Source organism: Microbacterium sp. SL62, from assembly GCF_026672635.1.
GTDB classification, from domain to species: domain Bacteria; phylum Actinomycetota; class Actinomycetes; order Actinomycetales; family Microbacteriaceae; genus Microbacterium; species Microbacterium testaceum_A.
The window spans coordinates 1,461,270-1,480,214 of the sequence record NZ_JAPPRM010000001.1 but is presented as its reverse complement, the minus strand read 5'-3'; the positions used below and the strand labels follow the sequence as shown (position 1 = coordinate 1,480,214).

Sequence of the window (18,945 nt, the reverse complement as noted above, 5' to 3'; positions counted from 1 at the left end):
TGGCCTCCGCGACACGGCCCACGCTACGGCCCCGCTCGGACACCCGTCGCGGTGGTTGCGCCCCGGCGCCTCGCCCGGTAGCGCTCAGGCCGCTGCGGGCAGCACGAACCAGGCGCGGGTTCCGCCCGACGGAGAGGCATCGAGCCCGATCGACCCGTGGTGGGCCTCGACGATCCGCCGGCAGGTGGCCAGACCGATGCCGATCCCCTGCACCTCGGCGCCGTGCCCGCGCTGCATGGGCTCGAACACGCGGTCGCGCAGCTCGGGGGCGACGGCGTCGCCGTTGTCATCGACGTTCACGCGCCACCCGTCGGGAAGCTCTTCGACGCTGACGGTGATGCGCGGGACCTTCTCGGCCGCAACCGTGAACTTCACCGCGTTGGCGATGAGGTTCTGCAACAGGACGCGCAGGAGAGTGTCATCGGCGTCGACGACCGTCGCGTCCTCGACGGTGACCTCCGCCCCCGTGTCCACCAGGGCCCCGTCGAGGTCTTCGAGCACCGCGTCGACGGTGTCGGCGACGTCGACCCGGGTCACGTGCGGGCGCGCACCGCCCATGCGCGCGAAGTCGAGCAGATCGGTGACCATCGACGTCATGCGACCCGCCGCCGCTTCGGCGCGGGCGAGCGACTGCGCGGCGCGCGGCGCGTCGACCATCTCGGGACTGTCGGCGGCGAGCTCGAGGAAGCCCGCGAGAGCGGTGAGGGGGTTCCGGAGGTCGTGGCTCACCTGGACGGCGAACTGCTCGAGCTGCGCGTTCGACTCCAGCAGATCGCGCTGGATGCGGCGCAGTTCGAGAACGTCGATGACCTGGTGAGCGAGCAGGTCGAGGGCTCGACTGCTGGCATCCGACAGCTCTCCGACCTTGGTGTCGAACACGCAGAGCGTACCGATCGCCACCCCCGCCGGGGTGATGAGCGGACTCGAGGCATAGAAGCGCGTGTAGGCGATCTCGCCGGTGACGAAGGCGTTCTGCGCGAAGCGCGGGTCGAGGCGGGCGTCGGGGACGACGACGCGGCCGGGAGTGCTGATGACCGCCGCGCACATCGAGTCCTCGCGCGCGCACGACGCGGCCTGGATGCCGACGGCCGCGACCTGATGCTGCATGCGGTCGTCGATGATGTTGATCACCGCGGTGGGGACGTCGCACACCGTGGCCGCGAGCTCGACGAGCCCCTGCAGATCGGGCTCCGACGGCTCGCCGATGAGGCGGTATTGCGCGATCGCCTCGCGGCGCGTCACATCGTGCGCGGTGGACACATCGACCCCTCGTCGTCGGATTCCCCGAAAGCCTAGCGGCCCACGGATACACCGCGGCGGATTCTTCGGGAAGGGGCTCGCGCGGGTCGTCCGCGGCGCCCAGAGTCGGGGAATGAGCACACCGAGCTTCCCCCAGGCCCCGTCCGATCCCTCGCAGCCCGCTCCCGCGGAGCCCACCGCCCCGAACCCCGCCGAGCCGACGGCCCCGACCCCCGCCGAGCCCACCATCCCCCTGCCGCCCGAGACCGAACCGGCACCCGCCGGCGCCGCCGATCCGTCGGCCGGGGCATTCGCGCGCACCGAGGAGGACGCGACCGGATCAGCGGAGATGGATGCCGACAACGCCGCGGAACAGGATGTGATCGACGCCGTCGATCCCGGCGGACAGCCCGACTGACGAGTCCGGGAACGAGAGAGGGACGGCGCCGTATGGCGCCGCCCCTCTCTCGTGTCAGCGTCAGATCACGGGTTGCCGCGGGTCCACAGCAGGAGGATCGCCACGGCCTGGAGCACGAGGCATCCCACCAGGATCGCCGTGCGACGCCGCGGCGTCGACGACCACCGTTCGTCACCCATGAGCGGCGCCATCGGCATGAGCAGACGGAACGTGCTCTGCTGCGGCAGGAACACCGCGAAGATGTAGACGCCGTAGCTGAAGCCGTACGCCACCACCATGAGACCGAGCTTGCGGACCGGCCGCGACCACATGAGGGCCGCGAAGGCGACGATCAGCGCGATCACGAGGATGATGCCGACCACGCCGAGGTGCGTTCCCGCCTGACGGAACCACGGGGTGAAGGGCGTGAACTCGTCGTTGCCGACGTAGTCGAGCCACCAGCCGAGCTCGGTGCGGATGTAGGCGTTGTGGGTTCCGGTGACGTACTGGGCGATGTGGTTCCACGACAGGCCCGCCGCGGCGATGACGAGACCGGATGCCATGAGCGAGGCCCACTCGCGCACCGGGAACGGATCGACCCTGCGGCGGAAGAAGCGCACGAGGAACACGATGCCCAGGGCGAGACCCAGGGCCAGGACTCCCGGACGCGTGTACGCCGTGATGAGCCCGATCGGGAGGATCCAGAGGTAGCGCCGCTTGATGGCGAGCAGCATGCCCGCGAACATCAGCAGCATGAACAGGCCCTCGCTGTAGCCGATCACGAAGAGGAACGACATCGGCGCGAAGGAGAAGAACACGACCGCCCACCACGCGGGCTGGGGCTTGGTGACCGTGCGCAGGAGGACGAACAGCAACCAGGTGGCGCCGAGGCTCGCGCCGAGGCTCAAGAGCACCGCGACCGGCTGCCACCCCAGACCGGTGGCATCCGAGAGCACCCGCACCATCGTGGGGAACACGGGCAGGAACGCCCAGTTGTTGGGCAGGATGTCGCCCGAGACGTTCATCGGCAGCGACATGGGGTAGCCCTGCGCGGCGATCTGCCCGTAGCGGTCGGCATCCCACCCCGTCAGGTAGTCCCAGAAGGTGCCGAGACGCTCGCCGTCGGGACCGAAGCCCCAGCGGGCCGCCTTGGCGATCGAGTAGAAGCCCCACAGCATGCCGAAGTTGACCACGCGGGCGATGGCCCACAGGATCAGGACCTTGGTGAACGCGCCCCGCTCGACGGGGACGATGCCCTCGGGCGTGCGGAGGACGTCGTGCCCGTACTGGGCGAGGGCACGACCGAGGCGCGAATCGCGCACACGATCGAGGCGACGCTGTCGCCCGATGACGGGGGACGGGCGTGTCGCGGGGGCAAGCTCGCTCGGCGGTGCGCTCACTCGGAACCTTTCACGGGGGAAGACATGGGCGAGTGACGACGGTGTCTGGCCCGGACAAGTGCAATTGGGGAGGATCGTACCGGATGAAACCGAACGTTCCATCCGGTTGACTTTCGGGGAAATGCCCTGATCAGTGGCTGTCGCCCACGAGCTTCAAGCCGACGACACACCCCACCAGACCCAGGACGAGCAGCACCTTGACGGCCGAGACGGCCTCGGTCCCGCTGATCATCGCGACCACGACGGTGAGAGCGGCGCCGATCCCGACCCACACCGCGTACGCCGTTCCGGTGGGGATCTCGCGCATCGCGAAGGCGAGACCGCCCATGGATGCCACGAGGGCAACGCCGAAGATCACGCTCGGCCAGAGCTTGGTGAAACCTTCGCTGCGACCCAGGGCGGTCGCCCAGACGGCCTCGAGGATGCCGGACAGGATGAGGACGATCCACGACATGACGGTGCTCCTTGGCCAGTCTTGTCGCAGTCCGGGTACTGATCCGTCGTCCGGGGACGCGGGTCGGCGTCCGTGTCCAGGGTAGCGAGCCGACCTGGGCAGTCCCCGGGCACCGCGGCATCCGCTCCCGCTCCCGCACCCGCACCCGCACCCGCACCCGCACCCGCACCCGCACCCGCACCCGCGATAAACGCTGATTCTTCCGAGACACGGCGTCGCGCCGCGTGTATCGCGAGGATCAGCGTTTATCGCAGACGACGTGGAGCTCCGGGCGGAGAGGGGCGGAGAGAAGAGGGGTGGAGTGGGACGCAGGGGTGCCGACATCCGGGTTCAGAGCAAGAAGATGGATGCCGAATCGGGATTGTGCGCGTGCACGAGGACCCCGAAGACGACCGCGTCGAACAGCAGGTGCACGGTCACGACGTACCAGAGCGAGCGGGTCTTCAAGAAGAGGAAGCCCTGCACGATCGCGAACGGGATCGTCAGCAGCGGCCCCCACGCCTGGTAGCCGAGCTCCCACAGGAACGACACGAATACGATCGCCTGCAGCAGGTTGGCGGTGAGGTCGGGGAAATGCCGGCGCAACAGCACGAAGACCGTGCAGATGAAGAAGAGCTCGTCCCAGATGCCGACCGCGCCGACGCCCACGAACAGGCGCGCGATGAGATCGCCCGTGACGACCTCGGGCCAGTTGCGGTAGACGCCCGAGGTGATGAAGTAGAACGGCAGGATCAGGTAGCCGAGCACGATGACCCCGCCGAGCCACGCCCACTGCCACCAGGTCCAGCGGCCTCCCCCGCGCCAGGGGAAGCGGATCGCGTAGTCGCGGTAGACGAAGCGCGAGATCACGTAGGGCACCACGACGGCCCCGCCGAGGGCGAGGGTGAAGCGCACGAAGGCCGCGTTGTCAAGCTCGGCGTGCAGCGGGATGAGGCTGACGATGAACTGCCCCACCGCGATCAGCGATACGTCGCGCGCGATGCTCGGCTCCTCGCTCCGGGCCAGGGCGACGCCGTTGCGCCGGTCGACGAGCACGGCGGATGCCACGGCCAGGGCGAGCAGGATCCACCCGAGCCAGACCATCTGCACGACGAAGAGCGCGGGGGCGGCGAGGCACACCGCGAGCGCCGGAATCAGCTTGGGCGTCCAGGTGGAACGCTCGCGCACCGGCACCGCGGTGTGCGCGGTCACGGCGAGACCCGCGTGTAGGTGAGGTCGCGGATGTCGCGACCGACGCGCAGGCCCTTGCGCTCGAAGGCGGTGAGCACGCGCCCCTCGAACCTCTCGGCCCACTCCCCCGCGAACGCCCGCTCGAAACCGGGGGCGTCGTCGAGTACGTCACGCATCTGGTCGGCGTAGTCCTGCCAGTCGGTGGCGAGGCGAAGGGTGCCGCCGGGGCGGATCGCTTGAGCGGCGATGCGCGCGAATTCGGGGGCGACCAGGCGGCGCTTGGTGTGCTTGTTCTTGTGCCAGGGGTCGGGGAAGAACACCCAGAGCTCGTCGACGGATGCCGCGGGCAACAGGTGCTCGAGCACCTCCGGCGCGTTCGCTTCGACGAGGCGGAGGTTCTTCACGCCCTCGCGGTCGGCGTCGAGCATGGTGCGGGCGAGTCCCGCGGTGAACACCTCGACGGCGAGGAAATCGGTGTCGGGGTGCGCCTGGGCGGCCGAGACGATCTGGTGGCCCTGGCCGGAGCCGATCTCGACGACCAGGCGGGCGGCGCGGCCGTAGACCGCGGCGGGATCGATGGCGGTGCCGGGCTTGACGCTGGTGGTGGCGGTGGCGCGCTCGACCGGCAGCAGGTAGAACGGCGAGAGCTCGGCCCACGCGCGATCCTGGGCCTCGGACATGCGACCGCTGCGGCGCACGAACGACACCGGCTTGTCGCGGAAGACGGGGGCCGTGGCATCCATGTCGTCCAGGCTATCCGCCGCGTCAGGGGTCGCCTTCTGTCGCTCCGCGGAGGCGACGCTCTCCGACGCCTCACGCGAGAGGGAGCGCTTGCGACCGCTCACGGGACGGTCACGAAATCGATGAGTTCCTCGACGCGGCCGAGCAGGGCCGGCTCGAGGTCGCGGAAAGTGGTGACCTTCGACAGGATGTGCTGCCACGCGCGGGCGGTGTCGGCCTGCTCCTCAGCGGGCCAGCCGAGGGCGCGGCACACGCCCACCTTCCACTCGATGCCACGCGGCACCTCGGGCCACGCGGCGATCCCGAGCGCACGGGGGGTGACGCACTGCCATACGTCGACGAAGGGGTGGCCGACGATGCGCACGTGGGCGCCGTGGCGGCCGCGGGCGATCTTCTCGGCGATGCGCGACTCTTTGGAGTTCGGCACGAGGTGGTCGACGAGCACGCCGTAGCGGCGCTCGGCGGTCGGGGGCTCGGCATCCAACTTCTCTTCGAGCAGGTCGACGCCCTCGAGGAACTCCACGACGACGCCCTCGGCGCGGAGGTCTGCGCCCCACACCTTCTCGACGAGCTCGGCGTCGTGCTTGCCCTCGACGAAGATGCGGCTCGCGCGGGCGGTGCGCGCGCGCTGGTCGTCTGCCGCGAAGGAGCCGGACGCCGTACGGGTGCGCCCCTTGGGTGCGGCCGCGGGGGCCTTCAGCACCACGGGCTTGCCGTCGACGAGGAAGCCCCCGCCGAGGGGGAAGAGCCGGCGCTTGCCGAAACGGTCCTCGAGCTCGACGTTCATGCCGTCGATGCGGGTCACCGCACCGACGAAGTCACTGCCCGCGACCTCGACGACGAGATCGGCGGATGCCGCGACCTCGGCGGGTCTGATGCGTCCGGCGTCGCGCCACCCGCGGGCGAGCACGTCGGTGCCGTAACGGTCGTCCATGGTGTACCTCCGAGCGTCCGAGCCTAGGCGGCGCGGGTGTGCGCTGACAGCGGACGCGCCGCTCCTACCCCGGTGTCGGCGGTCGTTTATAGGGTGGAAGCATCCGGCAACCGAAGGGGACTGCATGCGAAAGCCGAACGTGCTGCACACGATCACGGTGCTGCTGCTCGCGTTCGTCGGCGTCCTCGTCGCTCCCCTCAGCGCTGCGGCGATCCCCCCGCCCGCGCTCGGCTCGAGCTACGTGCTCGATCAGGCGAACGTCCTCACCGACGCGCAAGAAGCCGACGTGCAGCGGCGACTGCTCACGCTTTCGGAGCAGACGGGCCTCGACCTCTGGGTCGTGTACGTCGACGGCTTCGAGGACCCGACCGGCGCGGACGACTGGGCGAACGAGACCGCCAACCGCAACAACCTCGGCCCGCACCAGTATCTGCTCGCGGTGGCCATCGAGGGCGGCACCTTCCAGTACTACCTCTCGGGCGACGTCGACGCGGGCGGAATCTCGGCCGCCCAGCTCACCTCGATCGAGCAGGACAAGGTGCAGCCGGCGCTCGAAGCGGGCGACGACGCGGGCGCCGCGATCGCCGCGGCCGACGGGCTGCGCACCGCTCACGCGAAGGCCGGCGGCAACATGCCGAACCCGCCCCCGACCCCGGCGACCCAGAACGGGCCGGCCATCGTGCCGATCGTGCTCGTCGGCGTGCTGTTGCTCGCGATCGCGGCCGCCCTCGTCTGGCTGGCCGTCCGCCGGCGCCGTCGCGCGGCGGCCGGGGCCCCCGACGCCTCCGCCGAGAGCGTGGAAGACCTCTCGCGCCGCGCCGGCTCCGCGCTCGTGGCGACGGACGACGCGGTCAAGACCAGCGAGCAGGAGCTCGGCTTCGCCCGCGCGCAGTTCGGCGACGCCGCCGCCGCGCCCTTCACCGAGGTCTTGGCTCAGGCGAAGGCCGACCTCGAGCGGGCGTTCTCGATCCAGCAGCAGCTCGACGACTCGACCCCCGAGACCCCGGAACAGCAGCGCGCGGGGTACACCGAGATCCTGCGGCTGTGTGCGTCCGCCGACGAGGCGCTCGACGCCAAGGCCGCGGCGTTCGACGAGCTGCGGGCCCTCGAAGCCGACGCTCCCGGCGCCCTCGCCGCCGTACGGCAGCAGCACGCCGCGGTGGCCGCGGCCCTGAGCGCGGCGGAAGCGGGACTCGGGCGCCTGTCCGAACGCTTCAGTGACGACGCGCTCTCGTCCGTCGCCGACAACCCGACGCAGGCCCGCGCGCGCCTCGAACTCGCCAGCACCCAAGAGGCCGCCGCTGACACCGCCCTCGCCGAGGGCCGCACCGGAGAGGCCGCGGTCGCCATCCGCGCCGCCCAGACGGCGGTCGCCCAGGCCGACACCCTCGAACGCGCCGTCGACTCTCTCGACGCGGCCCTGTCCGACGCGCAGCAGCGCGCGGCGGCCCTCGTCGCCGAGATCGAGGGCGATCTCGCTGCGGCAGCGCAGCTCCCCGACCCCGACGGACGCATCGCCGCCGCCGCGGCCTCGACACGGTCGCAGCTCGACGACGCCCGCGGTGCGCTGTCGGCGTCGCGGCCGAACCCGATGCGGGCGTTCGAGACCCTGCAGCGGGCGAACGCCACGATCGACACCGTGCTGGCCGAAGCGCGTGACGCGGCCGAGCGTCGCCGCCGCGCAGAAGGGCAGCTCGACGCGACCCTGGCCCAGGCACGTGCTCAGGTGACCGCGACCGAGGACTTCATCTCCGCTCGCCGCGGCGCCGTGGGGGCGACGGCGCGGACGCGTCTCGCCGAGGCGGGCGCCGCTGTCGTCCAGGCCGAACAGCTGCGCACCGACGACCCGGTGGCGGCCCTCGCCGCGGCCCAGCGCGCGGCACAGCTCGCGGCGGCGGCCGATTCCGCCGCGCAGAGCGACGTCGGATCGTTCGGCGGCGCGGGCGGCGGCGGCGACATGATGGGCGCCATCCTCGGAGGCATCGCGGTGAACGCGATCCTCGGCGGAGGGCGCTCACGCGGCGGCTTCGGCGGCGGCGGCCTGGGCGGGCTCGGCGGAGCTTTCGGAGGTCTTTCCGGTGGCGGGGCCCGCTCGCGCGGCGGGGCTTCTCGGGCGGCGGGCGCTCGCGCAGCGGCGGAGGCGGAGGCTTCTCCGGCGGCGGCCGCAGTCGCGCCGGCGGCGGACGGGGATCGCGCCGCTAGTCCACCCCTCGCGGCACCGCCGCCCGATCACAGACAATTCGTAGTAACCGCCACCAGACTCGACACCGTCGCCCTCAGGAAGGAACACCCCGCATGGCCAAGCAGTCCATCTTCGGTCGCATCCAGACCCTCGTCCGCGCGAACGTCAACGCGCTCCTCGACCAGGCCGAGGACCCGCAGAAGATGCTCGACCAGCTCGTCCGCGACTACTCGAACTCGATCGCCGACGCCGAGTCGGCCATCGCCGAGACGATCGGAAACCTCCGTCTGCTCGAGCGCGACCACCAGGAAGACGTGCAGGCTGCGGCCGAGTGGGGCAACAAGGCCCTCGCCGCCAGCCGCAAGGGCGACGAACTGCGCGCCGGCGGCAACCTGAGCGAGGCCGACAAGTTCGACAACCTCGCCAAGATCGCCCTCCAGCGTCAGATCACCGCCGAGGGAGAGGCCAAGGCCGCCGCTCCCACGATCGCCGCGCAGACCGAGGTCGTCGACAAGCTCAAAGACGGCCTGAACGGCATGAAGACCAAGCTCGAGCAGCTCAAGGCCAAGCGCAACGAGCTCACCGCTCGCGCCAAGGTCGCCGAGGCGCAGAACAAGGTGCACGACGCCGTCAAGTCGATCGACGTGCTCGACCCGACGAGCGAGCTCGGCCGCTTCGAAGACAAGATCCGCCGCCAGGAGGCCCTCGCCGCCGGCAAGCAGGAGCTCGCCGCTTCGAGCATCGACGCGCAGTTCAACGCCCTCGAGGACGTGGGCGAGCTCACCGAGGTCGAGGCACGTCTGGCGGCTCTCAAGGTCGGCGGCCCGCAGCGCGCGGCCATCGACGCCCCGAGCCCCGACCAGGTCTGATCCACCCCCGCGAGTGCATCGCCCGGTCGACCGGGCGATGCACTCGCGTCTCCGGCGTGAGGGAAGCCGCATGACCCGATTCATTGTCGCCCCGCAGTGGCAGGGCTCGTCCTCGTCGCGGGCGATGCAGCTCGTCGATGGCGCCGAGGCGATCGCCGGCGACCTTCCGCGCGCCTCGACGACCGTGCTCGCCGCGCCGACCGAGGCCGGCGACGCTCAGGGCAGCCGCGTGCAGCGCCTCAGCGCCATCGTCCGCATGCGCGATCGCATCGAAGAGGTCGTCCGCGCCTCCGACGAGACGGCCGTCGTCGTGGGCGGCGACTGCGGGGTCGCCCTGGGTGCCGTCTCGGCCATCGCGGGCGACGATCTCGCGGTCGTGTGGATCGACGCGCATCCCGACCTGAACACCCCCGAGTCCTCCCCCAGCGGCGCCTTCACGGGCATGGTGCTTCGCGCCATCGCGGGCGAGGGCGAGGACCTCGTGCGTCTCGAACCGGGCATCGCGCCGTCGCGCCTCGTCCTCGTAGCCACACGCGCCTGGGACCCCGAAGAAGAAGCGTTCGTCGCCACCCACGGGATCACCGTCGTCCGCGCCGACGAGCTGTCGTCCCCCGACGCTCTGGCCGACGCGGTCGCGGCCACCGGTGCGACTCGCACCCACGTGCACATCGATCTCGACGCGCTCGATCCCGCCGACATCGCCGGCGTCGCACAGGCCGTGCCCTTCGGCGCGCGCACCGCCGACGTCGTGGCATCCGTCCGCCGCCTTCGAGAGCGCCTCCCGATGGCGGGCGCCACTCTCACCGAATTCTCCCCCTCGTCGCCCGCGGCGGCCGTCGACGACCTGGGGACGATCCTTCGATTAATCGGGGCCCTGGCATGAGCCCCCTCCCCCCGCCTCCCGCGGGCTGGCGCCAGCGCGCCGCCACGGCCGTCGCGCGCGGCCGCCGACTCGACCGGTTCATCCCCGGCGTTCTGCTCGACTCCCCCGTGAGCCGGGTCGGGTACTGGTACGGGTGCACCGTCGGATGGGTCTGGGGCTCGCTGTGGAGCACGGGACGCATCGAGAAGCGTCAGGGCCTGTGGGTGTTCCGCGGGCTGCCCTCGTGGGCGTTCCCGCGCGGGGGCGTGTGCGTGGGCGGATGCTTCCTCACCGGCGACGATCGGCCGACCGACACGGTGCTCGGACACGAAGCCGTGCACCGTCGCCAGTGGCGGCGGTACGGATTCCTCATGCCGCTGCTGTACGCGCTGTCCGGGCGCGACCCCCTGCGCAACAGATTCGAGATCGAGGCGGGTCTCGTCGAGGGAAACTACGTGCCCCGCGGGAGCTGACCCCGCCGCATACGTCGTCGGCGAGCCGCGTGATACAGCCGTCGGTGACGGAGGTCGAGCGGACCCCGCGGGATCGGAAGGCGCGTCAGCGCGCGGTGGCGAGGCCGAAGCGCTCGGGCGTGTGGATGGCCTGCGCGTCGACGCCGTGACGGGTCACGAGTTCGTCCACGATCTCGGCCGTACCCAGGTAGCCCCCGAGCAGGATGACGCGCGTCGCGTCGTCGTCGCAGCACAGCATCTCGCCGGCCCAGCCCGACACCGCACGCGACAGCGCCTCGCCCGCGGCGCAGCCACGGCCCGTGCCGGGAGCGCCGCCGCGGCGCGAGCGGTCGAGCCACGTGAGCGTCATGCGCGCGGGGGCCGCGATCGAGCCGATCCACGACGCGTCGGGGACCTCCACGAACACGCGACCGGTCGAGCAGATCGGCAGCGTCGCGAGCAGGGCCTCGAGCTCGGCGAGCGAGGTCTCGTCGGCCGTCACGAGGTGCTGCACGCGGGTGTGCCGCGACGCGCGGCACGCGGCGGCGTTGTGCTCGGTGGAGATCGGCATGATGGCTCCACTATACCCGCGACATAGGTTTGCCTAACCTGTGTTCACGCTCAGTATCTCGACGTCGACACGACGGCGCGATCGCGCCGCTCAGTCGATCAGCACCTCGCGGAGCCGCTCGATCTCGGCCGCGCTCATCCCGTTGGCGAGCAGATACCCCGCTGCGGAACCGAACTCCCGATCGAGGCGATCGAGCAGGACCCGCATGACCGGCGCGGGCGAGCGGGTCGCGAGCGCCTCGGCGTGCACGTTGCCGGGATGGACGGCACGGATCGCGGCGAGCACCCGCGCGTTGCGCTCGGCGGGAAGGAAGTCCTCGGTGCGGGCGTAGTCGGCGATCACCGCCTCGCGATCCACACCGGCCGCCGCGAGCGCGACCGCGACCGTGACCCCGGTGCGGTCCTTCCCCACCGTGCAGTGAACGAGTACGGGCTGCGCGTTCAGGATGCCGCGGACCGCCGAGACGACCCGATCGGCGGAGTCGTCGACCAGGGCGGCGTACATGTCGTCGAGGCTCAGGTCGCGCGCGAAAAACGAGGCGACCGACCCGAGGAAGAGCGGTTCGTGCTGGGTCTCGACCCCGTCGTCGAGTCGGCTGGGCGCGTGGGCGACCTCGGACTCGTCGCGCAGATCGATCACCCTCCGGATGCCGAGTTCTCGGAGGGTCCGCGCGCCCGCGTCGTCGACCGCGACGAGGTTACCGGAGCGGTAGAGCACGCCCGAGCGCGTGCGACGTCCGCCCGCGGGGAGGCCGCCGACGTCGCGGAAGTTCACCGCCCCCGAGACGAGCGAGCCGCTCACGGCGCACCGTCCGCGTGCACGTGCGGTGCCGCCGGGGGCGTGGCATCCCGAACCGCGTTCTCCGCGGGCGCGGCGCGCGGAGGAACGGGGTACCGACCGGCGATGGCGACGCGATTGAAGGCGTTGATGGCGACGAGGACCCAGCTGAGCGCGACGTACTCGGCTTCGCTCAGGATGCCGCCGGCCTGGTCGTACACCTCGTCGGAGATGCCGCCCTCGTGGATGAAGGTGAACGACTCCGTCAGCTCGAGGGCGGCCCTCTCGCGCTCGTCGAAGACGCCCGACTCGCGCCAGGTCGCGATCTGCGCGATCACGTCGGCGTCCAGTCCGGCTTTCACCGCGGCATCGACGTGCACGCGCACGCAGTAGGCGCATCCGTTCAGCTGCGAGGCGTGGATCTGCACGATCTCGCGCAAGCGGGCGTCGATGCCCGCGTCGGCGGCCAGTCGCCCCACGGTGGTCGAGAACGAGCGCAGGGCCGCGTACGCCTCGGGAGCCGACTTCGAGAGGTGGACGCGCCGTTCTTCACCCATGGCCACAGCCTACGGCGGCCCCGCGGGGTCGGGACGGGTGGTCGGTGACGTCGTACGGCGCGGTGGTGGCGGCATCCCGCCCGCGGTGCCAGGCTGGTCGAATGCCCGAGCGCGACGAGTTCTCGTTCCTTCCCGCCCAGGCGACCGATCTCGGTCGCGCTGTCCCCTCCGTCGAACGGGTGCACCTCACGCTCCCCGACGGGCGCACCCTCAGCGGGCTGCGGTGGGGCGATGCTCCCCCGGCGGTGACGCTGTTGCACGGCGCCGGCCTGAACGCCCACACGTGGGACACGACCCTCCTACACCTCGGGGTCCCCGCTCTCGCCCTCGACCTGCCGGGTCACGGCGACTCCTCGTGGCGGGACGATGCGGCATACGTCGCACGCGTGCTCGCCCCCGACGTCGTCACCGGCCTCGAGGAGTGGACCAGCGGCACACAGGTGCTCGTCGGCCACTCGCTCGGGGGGCTCACGGCGGCCGCGGTCGCGGCATCCCGTCCCGATCTCGTCTCGCACCTCGCGATCGTCGACATCACGCCGGGAGTCGATCCGAGCGCCGGGCCCGCGCAGATCCGCGCGTTCTTCGCCGGTCCGACGGACTGGGCGTCGCGCGAGGAACTCGTCGAACGCGCCCTCTCGTTCGGCCTCGGCGGCTCACCCGAGGCCGCCGCCCGCGGTGTCCTCCTGAACTCCCGTGTGCGCCCGGACGGCCGGGTGGAGTGGAAGCACCACTTCGCGCACCTCGCCGCGGCCGCCGCGAACGCCGGAGCCGATCCCACCACCCCCGACGCGGTCAAAGCCGTGCTCTCGGCGACGGGATGGGACGACCTGGCCGAGGTGACGGCCCCCGTCACCCTCATCCGCGGCGAGCGCGGGTTCGTCACGATCCCGGATGCCGAGGAGCTGGAGCGTCGCGCGCCCGGGGCCGTCGTGCACGCGCTCCCGACCGGGCACAACGCCCAGGAGGAGGACCCCGAGGGACTCGCGGGCCTCATCCGCTCGCTCCTCCCCTCCCCCTGACCTTCCCTGCCGTTCCCCGTCATCTCGCGTCGCGCTCCGTCACAGAGGGCGTCGAGCGCAGACGGGTGAAAGTAGGCTGTTGCCACCCCTGCTCGGCATCCACAGCACCCTGATGCCTCGGCCTGCGAAAGGACACACCCCGCAATGCTGCGCCGCACCGCTCTCGCCACGAGCATGCTCCTGATCGGAGCGCTCCTGCTCACCTCGTGCACCGGCTCGAACACCACGCCGAACCCCACCGGAGAAGCCGACCCGAACGCCACCCTCACGGTGCGTCTGTCGCTCGAGCCGGCCAACCTCGACATCCGCCACACCAGCGGCGCCTCGCTCGAGCAGGCGCTCGTCGACAACGTGTACCAGGGCCTCGTCACCCGCAACGGCGACGACTCCAACGCGATCGTCCCCGCCCTCGCCACCGCCTGGGCGGTGTCGCCCGACGGCCTCACGTACACCTTCACCCTTCGGCAGGGCGTGACCTTCCACGACGGCAGCGCCCTCACCGCGGACGACGTGGTCACCTCGCTGCAGACGGCGAAGGACGACCCCACCATCCAGAGCAGCTCCGACCTGAAGAACGTCGCGTCCATCGCCTCGCCCGACGCCTCCACGGTCGTCGTGACGCTCGCCCAGCCGAACATCGACTTCCTCTTCGCGATGACCGGTCGCGCCGGACTCATCTTCAAGAGCGGCGACACCACCAACTTCCAGACCGCCGCCAACGGCACCGGTCCCTTCCGCGTCGAGAGCCGCAACGCGGGACAGAGCCTGACCCTCTCGCGCTACGACGGCTACTGGGGCGACAAGGCCGGAGTCGCCGAGGTCGTCCTCGACTACATCCCCGACCAGAGCGCCGCCACCAACGCCGCGGTCGCCGGCGACGTCGACGTCGCCCTCGAGATCGACCCCGAACTGCGCGGACAGATCGAGGGCACGAACAACTTCACGATCGAGTCGGGCCTGACCACCGACAAGGGCACGCTGGCCTTCAACAACCAGCGGGCCCCGCTGAACGACCAGCGCGTGCGCGAGGCGCTGCGCCTGGCGATCGACCACAAGGCGCTCATCGACACCCTCGGCTCGGGCAGCGAGCTCTACGGTCCGATCGCCCCGCTCGACCCGGGATACGAAGACCTGTCGGGCAGCATCTCGTACAACCCCGACCGTGCTCGGGAGCTACTCGCCCAGGCCGGGGCCGAGAACCTGAACCTCACGCTGACGATCCCCAACGTGTACCCGACGACGATCCCGACCTTCCTGGTGTCGTCGTTCGCCGACGTGGGAGTGACCCTGAAGGTCGACTCGGTTGATTTCAGCGCCTGGCTGCAGGACGTCTACACGAACCACGACTACGACCTCAGCTTCGTCCGCCACGTCGAAGCCCGCGACTTCGGCAACTGGGCGAACCCCTCGTACTACTTCGGCTACGACAACGCCGAGGTGCAGGGCCTCTACGCCCAGGCGTTGGCGACCACCGACGAGCAGCAGTCCTCCGACCTGCTCGCCGAGGCCGCCCGCATCGTGAGCGACGAGGATGCCGCCGACTGGCTGTTCCTGTCGACGCCGCTGACCGCGGTGGGCACGAACGTGGCGAACTTCCCGAAGAACTCCCTCAACGTGCGCCTGCCCCTGGCCGGCGTGACGGTCGCGGCGGAGTGATCCGCTACACGCTGACACGGCTGGGCCTGCTCGTGCTGGGCCTGGCCGTGGCCAGCGTGCTGATCTTCGTCTCGCTGCGGGTGCTCCCCGGCGACGTCGCCCAGCTCATCGCCGGTACCGAGGCGACCCCCGAGCAGGTCGCGGCGCTGCGGACGAGCCTCGGTCTCGAGGCTCCGCTCTGGACGCAGTACCTCGACTGGATCGGCGGTCTCCTCCGCGGCGACCTCGGCACCTCGCTCATCACCGGCACCTCCGTCGCGTCGGAACTGGCCGACAAGGCCCGCGTCACCGTCCCCCTCGCGGCGATGTCGTTGACGGTGGCGCTGATCGTCGGCATCCCGTTCGGGGTTCTCTCGGCCCTCGGCCGGCGGCGGGCCGGAGGCACGGCGCTCAGCGTGGGAGCCCAGGCGCTGGCCGCGGTACCCGTGGTCTGGGCGGGCATGATGCTCGTGGTCGTCTTCGCGGTGTGGCTCGGCTGGCTTCCCCCCCAGGGATTCCCCCGCGCCGGATGGAACGACCCCGCGGCCGCGTTCCGCGCCCTCGTCCTCCCCGCGCTCACCATCGGCGTGGTCGAGGGAGCGATGCTCCTGCGCTTCGTCCGCAGCGCGACACTGCAGGCCCTCGGCCAGGACTACGTGCGCACGGCCGCCGCGAAAGGACTCACGCGCACGCGCGCCCTGCTCAGCCACGGCCTGCCCAACGTCGGCCTCTCGGTCATCACCGTGCTCGGCCTCCAGATCGCCGGGATCATCGTCGGGGCCGTCGTGATCGAGCAGCTGTTCACGCTCCCCGGAGTCGGCCGCATGCTGGTGTCGGACGTCGCCTCGCGCGACCTCCCCAAGGTCCAGGGCGAGCTCCTCGCCCTCACCGGGTTCGTGCTGCTCGTCGGATTCCTCGTGGATCTCTCCCACCGCCTCATCGACCCCCGTCAGAGGGAGGCCTCATGACCACCCTCCGACGGCTCTGGAGCCTCGGCACCGGGCGATTCGGCATCCTGATCGTCGCTCTTCTGCTCATCACGGCCCTCGTCTCGCTCGTCTGGACGCCCTTCGACCCCGCGTCGGTCGACGCTCGGGCGCGCTGGAGCGATCCGTCGTGGCCGCACGTGCTGGGAACCGACAACAGCGGTCGCGACATCGCCAGCCTGCTCATGGCCGGAGCACGCACCACCGTCGTCGTCGCGGTCGGCGCCGGGGTGGTGGCCTCGGTACTGGGCATCGCCCTCGCCGCCCTCGGCTCGCTCACGGCGCGGTGGATCCGCGAGAGCGTCGCCGTCCTCGTCGACATCCTCATCGCCTTCCCCGTCCTCATCATCGCCATGATGATCTCGGCCGTGTGGGGTGGTTCGCTCGCCGTCGTCATCTGGTCGGTGGGCATCGGCTTCGGCGTGAACGTCGCCCGCGTGACACGACCCGAGCTGCGACGCGTGCTGCACAGCGACTTCGTGCTCGCGGGGCGCGCGAGCGGCCTGTCGACCGGGCAGAACCTCACCCGGCACCTCCTGCCGAACGTCGCACCGGTGTTCATCGTGCAGCTGTCGTGGGGAATGGCGGTCGCCGTGCTGGCCGAGGCGGGGCTGTCGTACCTCGGCTTCGGCGCGCCCGTGACCCAGCCCTCGTGGGGAGTTCTCCTGAGCGACCTGCAGGCCTACATCGCCGTGCACCCCCTCACCGTCGTCTGGCCCGGTCTGGCGATCACGCTGACCGTGCTGGGGCTGAACCTCCTCGGCGACGCCCTGCGCGAGGCGGCCGACCCCACCCTCGGCGAGCGCACTCCCGCGGCCCGCACGCACGTGCCGGGGGTGGTCGCGTGAGCCTCGTCGTCACGGACCTGCGGGTCGAGATCGCCGGCCGGGCCGTCGTCGACGGCGTGTCGTTCGAGGTGCCCGACGGCGCCCGCGTCGGCCTGATCGGCGAATCCGGGTCGGGCAAGTCGGTGACCGCCCTGGCGATCCTCGGGCTCCTCCCCGACGGCGCCCACGCCACCGGCAGCGTCGTCTGGAACGGCCGCGAGATCCTCGGCCTCCCCGACCGCGAGCTGGCCCGCCTGCGCGGCGACGACATCGGCATGGTCTTCCAAGAGCCCCGGACGGCGCTGAACCCCATCCGCACCGTCGGCCGGCAGATCGGCGAATCGGTGCGCATCCACGAGGGCGTCTCTCGGCGCGAGGCTCTGCGTCGCGCCGTCACCGAGGCCGAGCGGGTCGCCCTCCCCGATTCCGAACGCATCGTCTCGCGCTACCCGCACCAGCTCTCGGGCGGCCAGCGACAGCGGGTCGCGATCGCGATGGCCCTCGCGTGCCGACCGCGGCTGCTCATCGCCGACGAACCGACGACGGCGCTCGACGTCACCATCCAGGCGGGGATCCTGACCCTCCTGCGCTCCCTCGTCCAGGATGCCGGCATGTCGCTCGTCTTCATCACCCACGACCTCGCGGTGCTCGCGCAGGTCGCCACCCACGCCGTCGTCCTCGAGAACGGCCGGGTAGTCGAGCAAGGCGCTGTCGCCGACCTGTTGCAGGCGCCGTCGTCGCCCGTGACACGGGCGCTGCTGCGAGATGCGACCGCGACGCTGTGGCATCCCGAGCTCCCCCCTCGCGAGATCGCGACCGACGATGCCGAGGAGACCCCGTGACCGAGACGCTGATGCGCGCGCGCGGACTCTCGCGCTCCTACCCCACCCCCCGAACCCGGGGCGTCGGCCGGGCAGAGCAGACCGTAGGCCTCGCCGACGTCGACCTCTCGGTGCTCGCGGGCAGCGCGGTCGGGATCATCGGCGAGTCGGGGTCGGGCAAATCCACCCTCGTGCGCCTGCTGCTGGGCCTCGACGTGCCGAGCGCGGGCACCGTCGAGGTCGACGGACGCGCCGTCGACGCCCGCGGCTCGGCGCGGTCGCTGCACTGGCTGCGTCGAGCGACCGGCATCGTCTTCCAGGACCCGTACGCCTCGCTCGATCCCCGCATGAGCGTCGAGCGCATCGTGGGCGAGCCGCTGTGGGCGCTCGGGATCGAGGGCGATCGCCGCGCGCGGGTCCGCGAGGTTCTCGAGCAGGTCGGTCTCGACGCCGGCATGGCCACGCGGTTCCCCCACGAGTTCTCGGGGGGCCAGCGCCAGCGCATCGCCCTGGCGCGCGCGATCGTGCACCGCCCGCGCATCCTCGTCGGCGACGAGCCTCTCTCGGCCCTCGACGTGACGGTCCGCGCGCAGATCCTGCGCCTCATCGCCCGGCTACGGATCGAGGAGGACCTCACCCTCGTCCTCGTCTCGCACGACATCGGCGTGGTGCAGAACGTGTGCGACCAGGTCGTCGTCATGAAGGACGGCCGTATCGTCGAACAGGGCCCCACCGAGAAGGTGCTGCTGCAGCCGCAGGCGGCGTACACGCGGCAGCTGCTGGCGTCGATTCCGACACTGCCGGGCTGACGAGGCGCTCGCGCTGCGGGCCGGGTGGGGCCGTTCCGCGCCGGCGTTGCGGCCGCGGGTAGCGGGCGGGCACGAGAACAGGAGGGTGTCACCGGGACAGGCTGATTCCACCACCGAAATCGTCGTGTTCTCGGAGCATCTCCTGTTCTGGTGCGGTTTCGGGATGCCGCCCGGCTCTCCGAACTGCTCGCCCACGCGCCGAGCAAGGGATCCCGCGATGTCGGAGGTCGGCGCTAGCCTCGG

General features: G+C 71.4%; 19 protein-coding genes, 1 pseudogene and 1 riboswitch. Of the genes and pseudogenes, 11 read left to right on the top strand and 9 right to left on the bottom strand.

What is annotated here, in order from left to right:
- Positions 1-84: 84 nt before the first annotated feature.
- Complete coding sequence (locus OVA26_RS06935; protein ID WP_268103565.1) at positions 85-1,260, bottom strand: sensor histidine kinase; 1,176 nt, start codon at positions 1,258-1,260, stop codon at positions 85-87.
- 112 nt (positions 1,261-1,372) lie between these two features.
- Between OVA26_RS06935 and OVA26_RS06930 the strand changes: the two genes are divergently transcribed.
- Complete coding sequence (locus OVA26_RS06930; RefSeq protein ID WP_268103564.1) at positions 1,373-1,657, top strand: hypothetical protein; 285 nt, start codon at positions 1,373-1,375, stop codon at positions 1,655-1,657.
- Positions 1,658-1,722: 65 nt separating this feature from the next.
- Here the strand turns inward: OVA26_RS06930 and OVA26_RS06925 are convergent, their stop codons facing one another.
- From OVA26_RS06925 to OVA26_RS06905, 5 genes are all read right to left on the bottom strand, one after another.
- The gene (locus tag OVA26_RS06925; protein ID WP_268103563.1) at positions 1,723-3,036 is read right to left on the bottom strand and encodes a hypothetical protein; all 1,314 of its coding nucleotides are present in this window, start codon (positions 3,034-3,036) and stop codon (positions 1,723-1,725) included.
- A gap of 130 nt (positions 3,037-3,166) precedes the next feature.
- Positions 3,167-3,490, bottom strand: coding sequence for a DMT family transporter (locus OVA26_RS06920; protein WP_268103562.1), 324 nt, complete (start codon positions 3,488-3,490; stop codon positions 3,167-3,169).
- Positions 3,491-3,500: 10 nt separating this feature from the next.
- Positions 3,501-3,566: riboswitch (guanidine-III (ykkC-III) riboswitch) on the bottom strand.
- A gap of 254 nt (positions 3,567-3,820) precedes the next feature.
- Positions 3,821-4,681 carry a CPBP family intramembrane glutamic endopeptidase gene (locus OVA26_RS06915; RefSeq protein WP_268103561.1) on the bottom strand — a complete coding sequence of 287 codons (861 nt, stop codon included), beginning with the start codon at positions 4,679-4,681 and terminating at the stop codon, positions 3,821-3,823.
- Complete coding sequence (gene trmB, locus OVA26_RS06910; protein ID WP_268103560.1) at positions 4,678-5,403, bottom strand: tRNA (guanosine(46)-N7)-methyltransferase TrmB; 726 nt, start codon at positions 5,401-5,403, stop codon at positions 4,678-4,680. The genes OVA26_RS06915 and trmB overlap by 4 nt, the downstream gene beginning before the upstream one ends.
- Before the next feature lie 98 nt (positions 5,404-5,501).
- Entirely contained in the window at positions 5,502-6,335 is an 834-nt protein-coding gene (locus tag OVA26_RS06905) for a DUF3097 domain-containing protein (RefSeq protein WP_056227059.1), read from the bottom strand.
- Here OVA26_RS06905 and OVA26_RS06900 point away from each other — a divergent pair.
- From OVA26_RS06900 to OVA26_RS06885, 4 genes and pseudogenes are all read left to right on the top strand, one after another.
- Positions 6,334-6,879: pseudogene (locus OVA26_RS06900) on the top strand (TPM domain-containing protein); the annotation flags it as partial. The gene OVA26_RS06905 and the pseudogene OVA26_RS06900 overlap by 2 nt on opposite strands.
- A 1,751-nt stretch (positions 6,880-8,630) precedes the next feature.
- On the top strand, positions 8,631-9,386 hold the full coding sequence (locus tag OVA26_RS06895; RefSeq protein WP_074694165.1) for a PspA/IM30 family protein: 756 nt from the start codon (positions 8,631-8,633) through the stop codon (positions 9,384-9,386).
- Positions 9,387-9,456: 70 nt separating this feature from the next.
- Positions 9,457-10,269: an arginase family protein gene (locus OVA26_RS06890; RefSeq protein WP_268103559.1), complete on the top strand. Its 813-nt coding sequence runs from the start codon at positions 9,457-9,459 to the stop codon at positions 10,267-10,269.
- Positions 10,266-10,721, top strand: a complete 456-nt coding sequence (locus tag OVA26_RS06885; RefSeq protein WP_268103558.1) for a Fe-S oxidoreductase — start codon at positions 10,266-10,268, stop codon at positions 10,719-10,721. The genes OVA26_RS06890 and OVA26_RS06885 overlap by 4 nt, the downstream gene beginning before the upstream one ends.
- A gap of 85 nt (positions 10,722-10,806) precedes the next feature.
- On the opposite strand, the gene OVA26_RS06880 is transcribed toward OVA26_RS06885, so the two are convergent.
- From OVA26_RS06880 to OVA26_RS06870, 3 genes are all read right to left on the bottom strand, one after another.
- Positions 10,807-11,271 carry an SIP domain-containing protein gene (locus OVA26_RS06880; RefSeq protein ID WP_268103557.1) on the bottom strand — a complete coding sequence of 155 codons (465 nt, stop codon included), beginning with the start codon at positions 11,269-11,271 and terminating at the stop codon, positions 10,807-10,809.
- Positions 11,272-11,361: 90 nt separating this feature from the next.
- Positions 11,362-12,072, bottom strand: a complete 711-nt coding sequence (locus tag OVA26_RS06875) for a tyrosine-protein phosphatase (protein ID WP_268103556.1) — start codon at positions 12,070-12,072, stop codon at positions 11,362-11,364.
- Positions 12,069-12,605 (bottom strand): carboxymuconolactone decarboxylase family protein, encoded by a 537-nt coding sequence (locus tag OVA26_RS06870; RefSeq protein ID WP_268103555.1) that lies wholly within the window; start codon positions 12,603-12,605, stop codon positions 12,069-12,071. The genes OVA26_RS06875 and OVA26_RS06870 overlap by 4 nt, the downstream gene beginning before the upstream one ends.
- A 101-nt stretch (positions 12,606-12,706) precedes the next feature.
- On the opposite strand from OVA26_RS06870, the gene OVA26_RS06865 reads away from it, so the two are divergent.
- From OVA26_RS06865 to OVA26_RS06840, 6 genes are all read left to right on the top strand, one after another.
- The gene (locus OVA26_RS06865) at positions 12,707-13,624 is read left to right on the top strand and encodes an alpha/beta fold hydrolase (RefSeq protein WP_268103554.1); all 918 of its coding nucleotides are present in this window, start codon (positions 12,707-12,709) and stop codon (positions 13,622-13,624) included.
- A 144-nt stretch (positions 13,625-13,768) separates the two neighbouring features.
- Positions 13,769-15,280: an ABC transporter substrate-binding protein gene (locus OVA26_RS06860; protein ID WP_056227041.1), complete on the top strand. Its 1,512-nt coding sequence runs from the start codon at positions 13,769-13,771 to the stop codon at positions 15,278-15,280.
- Positions 15,277-16,227 carry an ABC transporter permease gene (locus tag OVA26_RS06855; protein ID WP_268103553.1) on the top strand — a complete coding sequence of 317 codons (951 nt, stop codon included), beginning with the start codon at positions 15,277-15,279 and terminating at the stop codon, positions 16,225-16,227. Before OVA26_RS06860 ends, OVA26_RS06855 begins: the two co-directional genes overlap by 4 nt.
- Positions 16,224-17,093 (top strand): ABC transporter permease, encoded by an 870-nt coding sequence (locus OVA26_RS06850; protein WP_268103552.1) that lies wholly within the window; start codon positions 16,224-16,226, stop codon positions 17,091-17,093. Before OVA26_RS06855 ends, OVA26_RS06850 begins: the two co-directional genes overlap by 4 nt.
- Positions 17,090-17,914, top strand: coding sequence for an ATP-binding cassette domain-containing protein (locus OVA26_RS06845; RefSeq protein ID WP_268103551.1), 825 nt, complete (start codon positions 17,090-17,092; stop codon positions 17,912-17,914). Before OVA26_RS06850 ends, OVA26_RS06845 begins: the two co-directional genes overlap by 4 nt.
- Entirely contained in the window at positions 17,911-18,702 is a 792-nt protein-coding gene (locus tag OVA26_RS06840) for an ABC transporter ATP-binding protein (RefSeq protein ID WP_268103550.1), read from the top strand. The genes OVA26_RS06845 and OVA26_RS06840 overlap by 4 nt, the downstream gene beginning before the upstream one ends.
- Positions 18,703-18,945: the final 243 nt, after the last annotated feature.

Bases quoted from the DNA above. Each gene is read 5' to 3' on its own strand.
- OVA26_RS06895 (WP_074694165.1), top strand. From the start codon at position 8,631: ATGGCCAAGCAGTCCATCTTCGGTCGCATCCAGACCCTCGTCCGCGCG.
- OVA26_RS06890 (WP_268103559.1), top strand. From the start codon at position 9,457: ATGACCCGATTCATTGTCGCCCCGCAGTGGCAGGGCTCGTCCTCGTCG.
- OVA26_RS06930 (WP_268103564.1), top strand. From the start codon at position 1,373: ATGAGCACACCGAGCTTCCCCCAGGCCCCGTCCGATCCCTCGCAGCCC.
- OVA26_RS06865 (WP_268103554.1), top strand. From the start codon at position 12,707: ATGCCCGAGCGCGACGAGTTCTCGTTCCTTCCCGCCCAGGCGACCGAT.
- OVA26_RS06905 (WP_056227059.1), bottom strand. From the start codon at position 6,335: ATGGACGACCGTTACGGCACCGACGTGCTCGCCCGCGGGTGGCGCGAC.
- OVA26_RS06860 (WP_056227041.1), top strand. From the start codon at position 13,769: ATGCTGCGCCGCACCGCTCTCGCCACGAGCATGCTCCTGATCGGAGCG.
- OVA26_RS06870 (WP_268103555.1), bottom strand. From the start codon at position 12,605: ATGGGTGAAGAACGGCGCGTCCACCTCTCGAAGTCGGCTCCCGAGGCG.
- OVA26_RS06885 (WP_268103558.1), top strand. From the start codon at position 10,266: ATGAGCCCCCTCCCCCCGCCTCCCGCGGGCTGGCGCCAGCGCGCCGCC.
- trmB (WP_268103560.1), bottom strand. From the start codon at position 5,403: ATGGATGCCACGGCCCCCGTCTTCCGCGACAAGCCGGTGTCGTTCGTG.
- OVA26_RS06850 (WP_268103552.1), top strand. From the start codon at position 16,224: ATGACCACCCTCCGACGGCTCTGGAGCCTCGGCACCGGGCGATTCGGC.
- OVA26_RS06920 (WP_268103562.1), bottom strand. From the start codon at position 3,490: ATGTCGTGGATCGTCCTCATCCTGTCCGGCATCCTCGAGGCCGTCTGG.
- OVA26_RS06880 (WP_268103557.1), bottom strand. From the start codon at position 11,271: ATGCCGATCTCCACCGAGCACAACGCCGCCGCGTGCCGCGCGTCGCGG.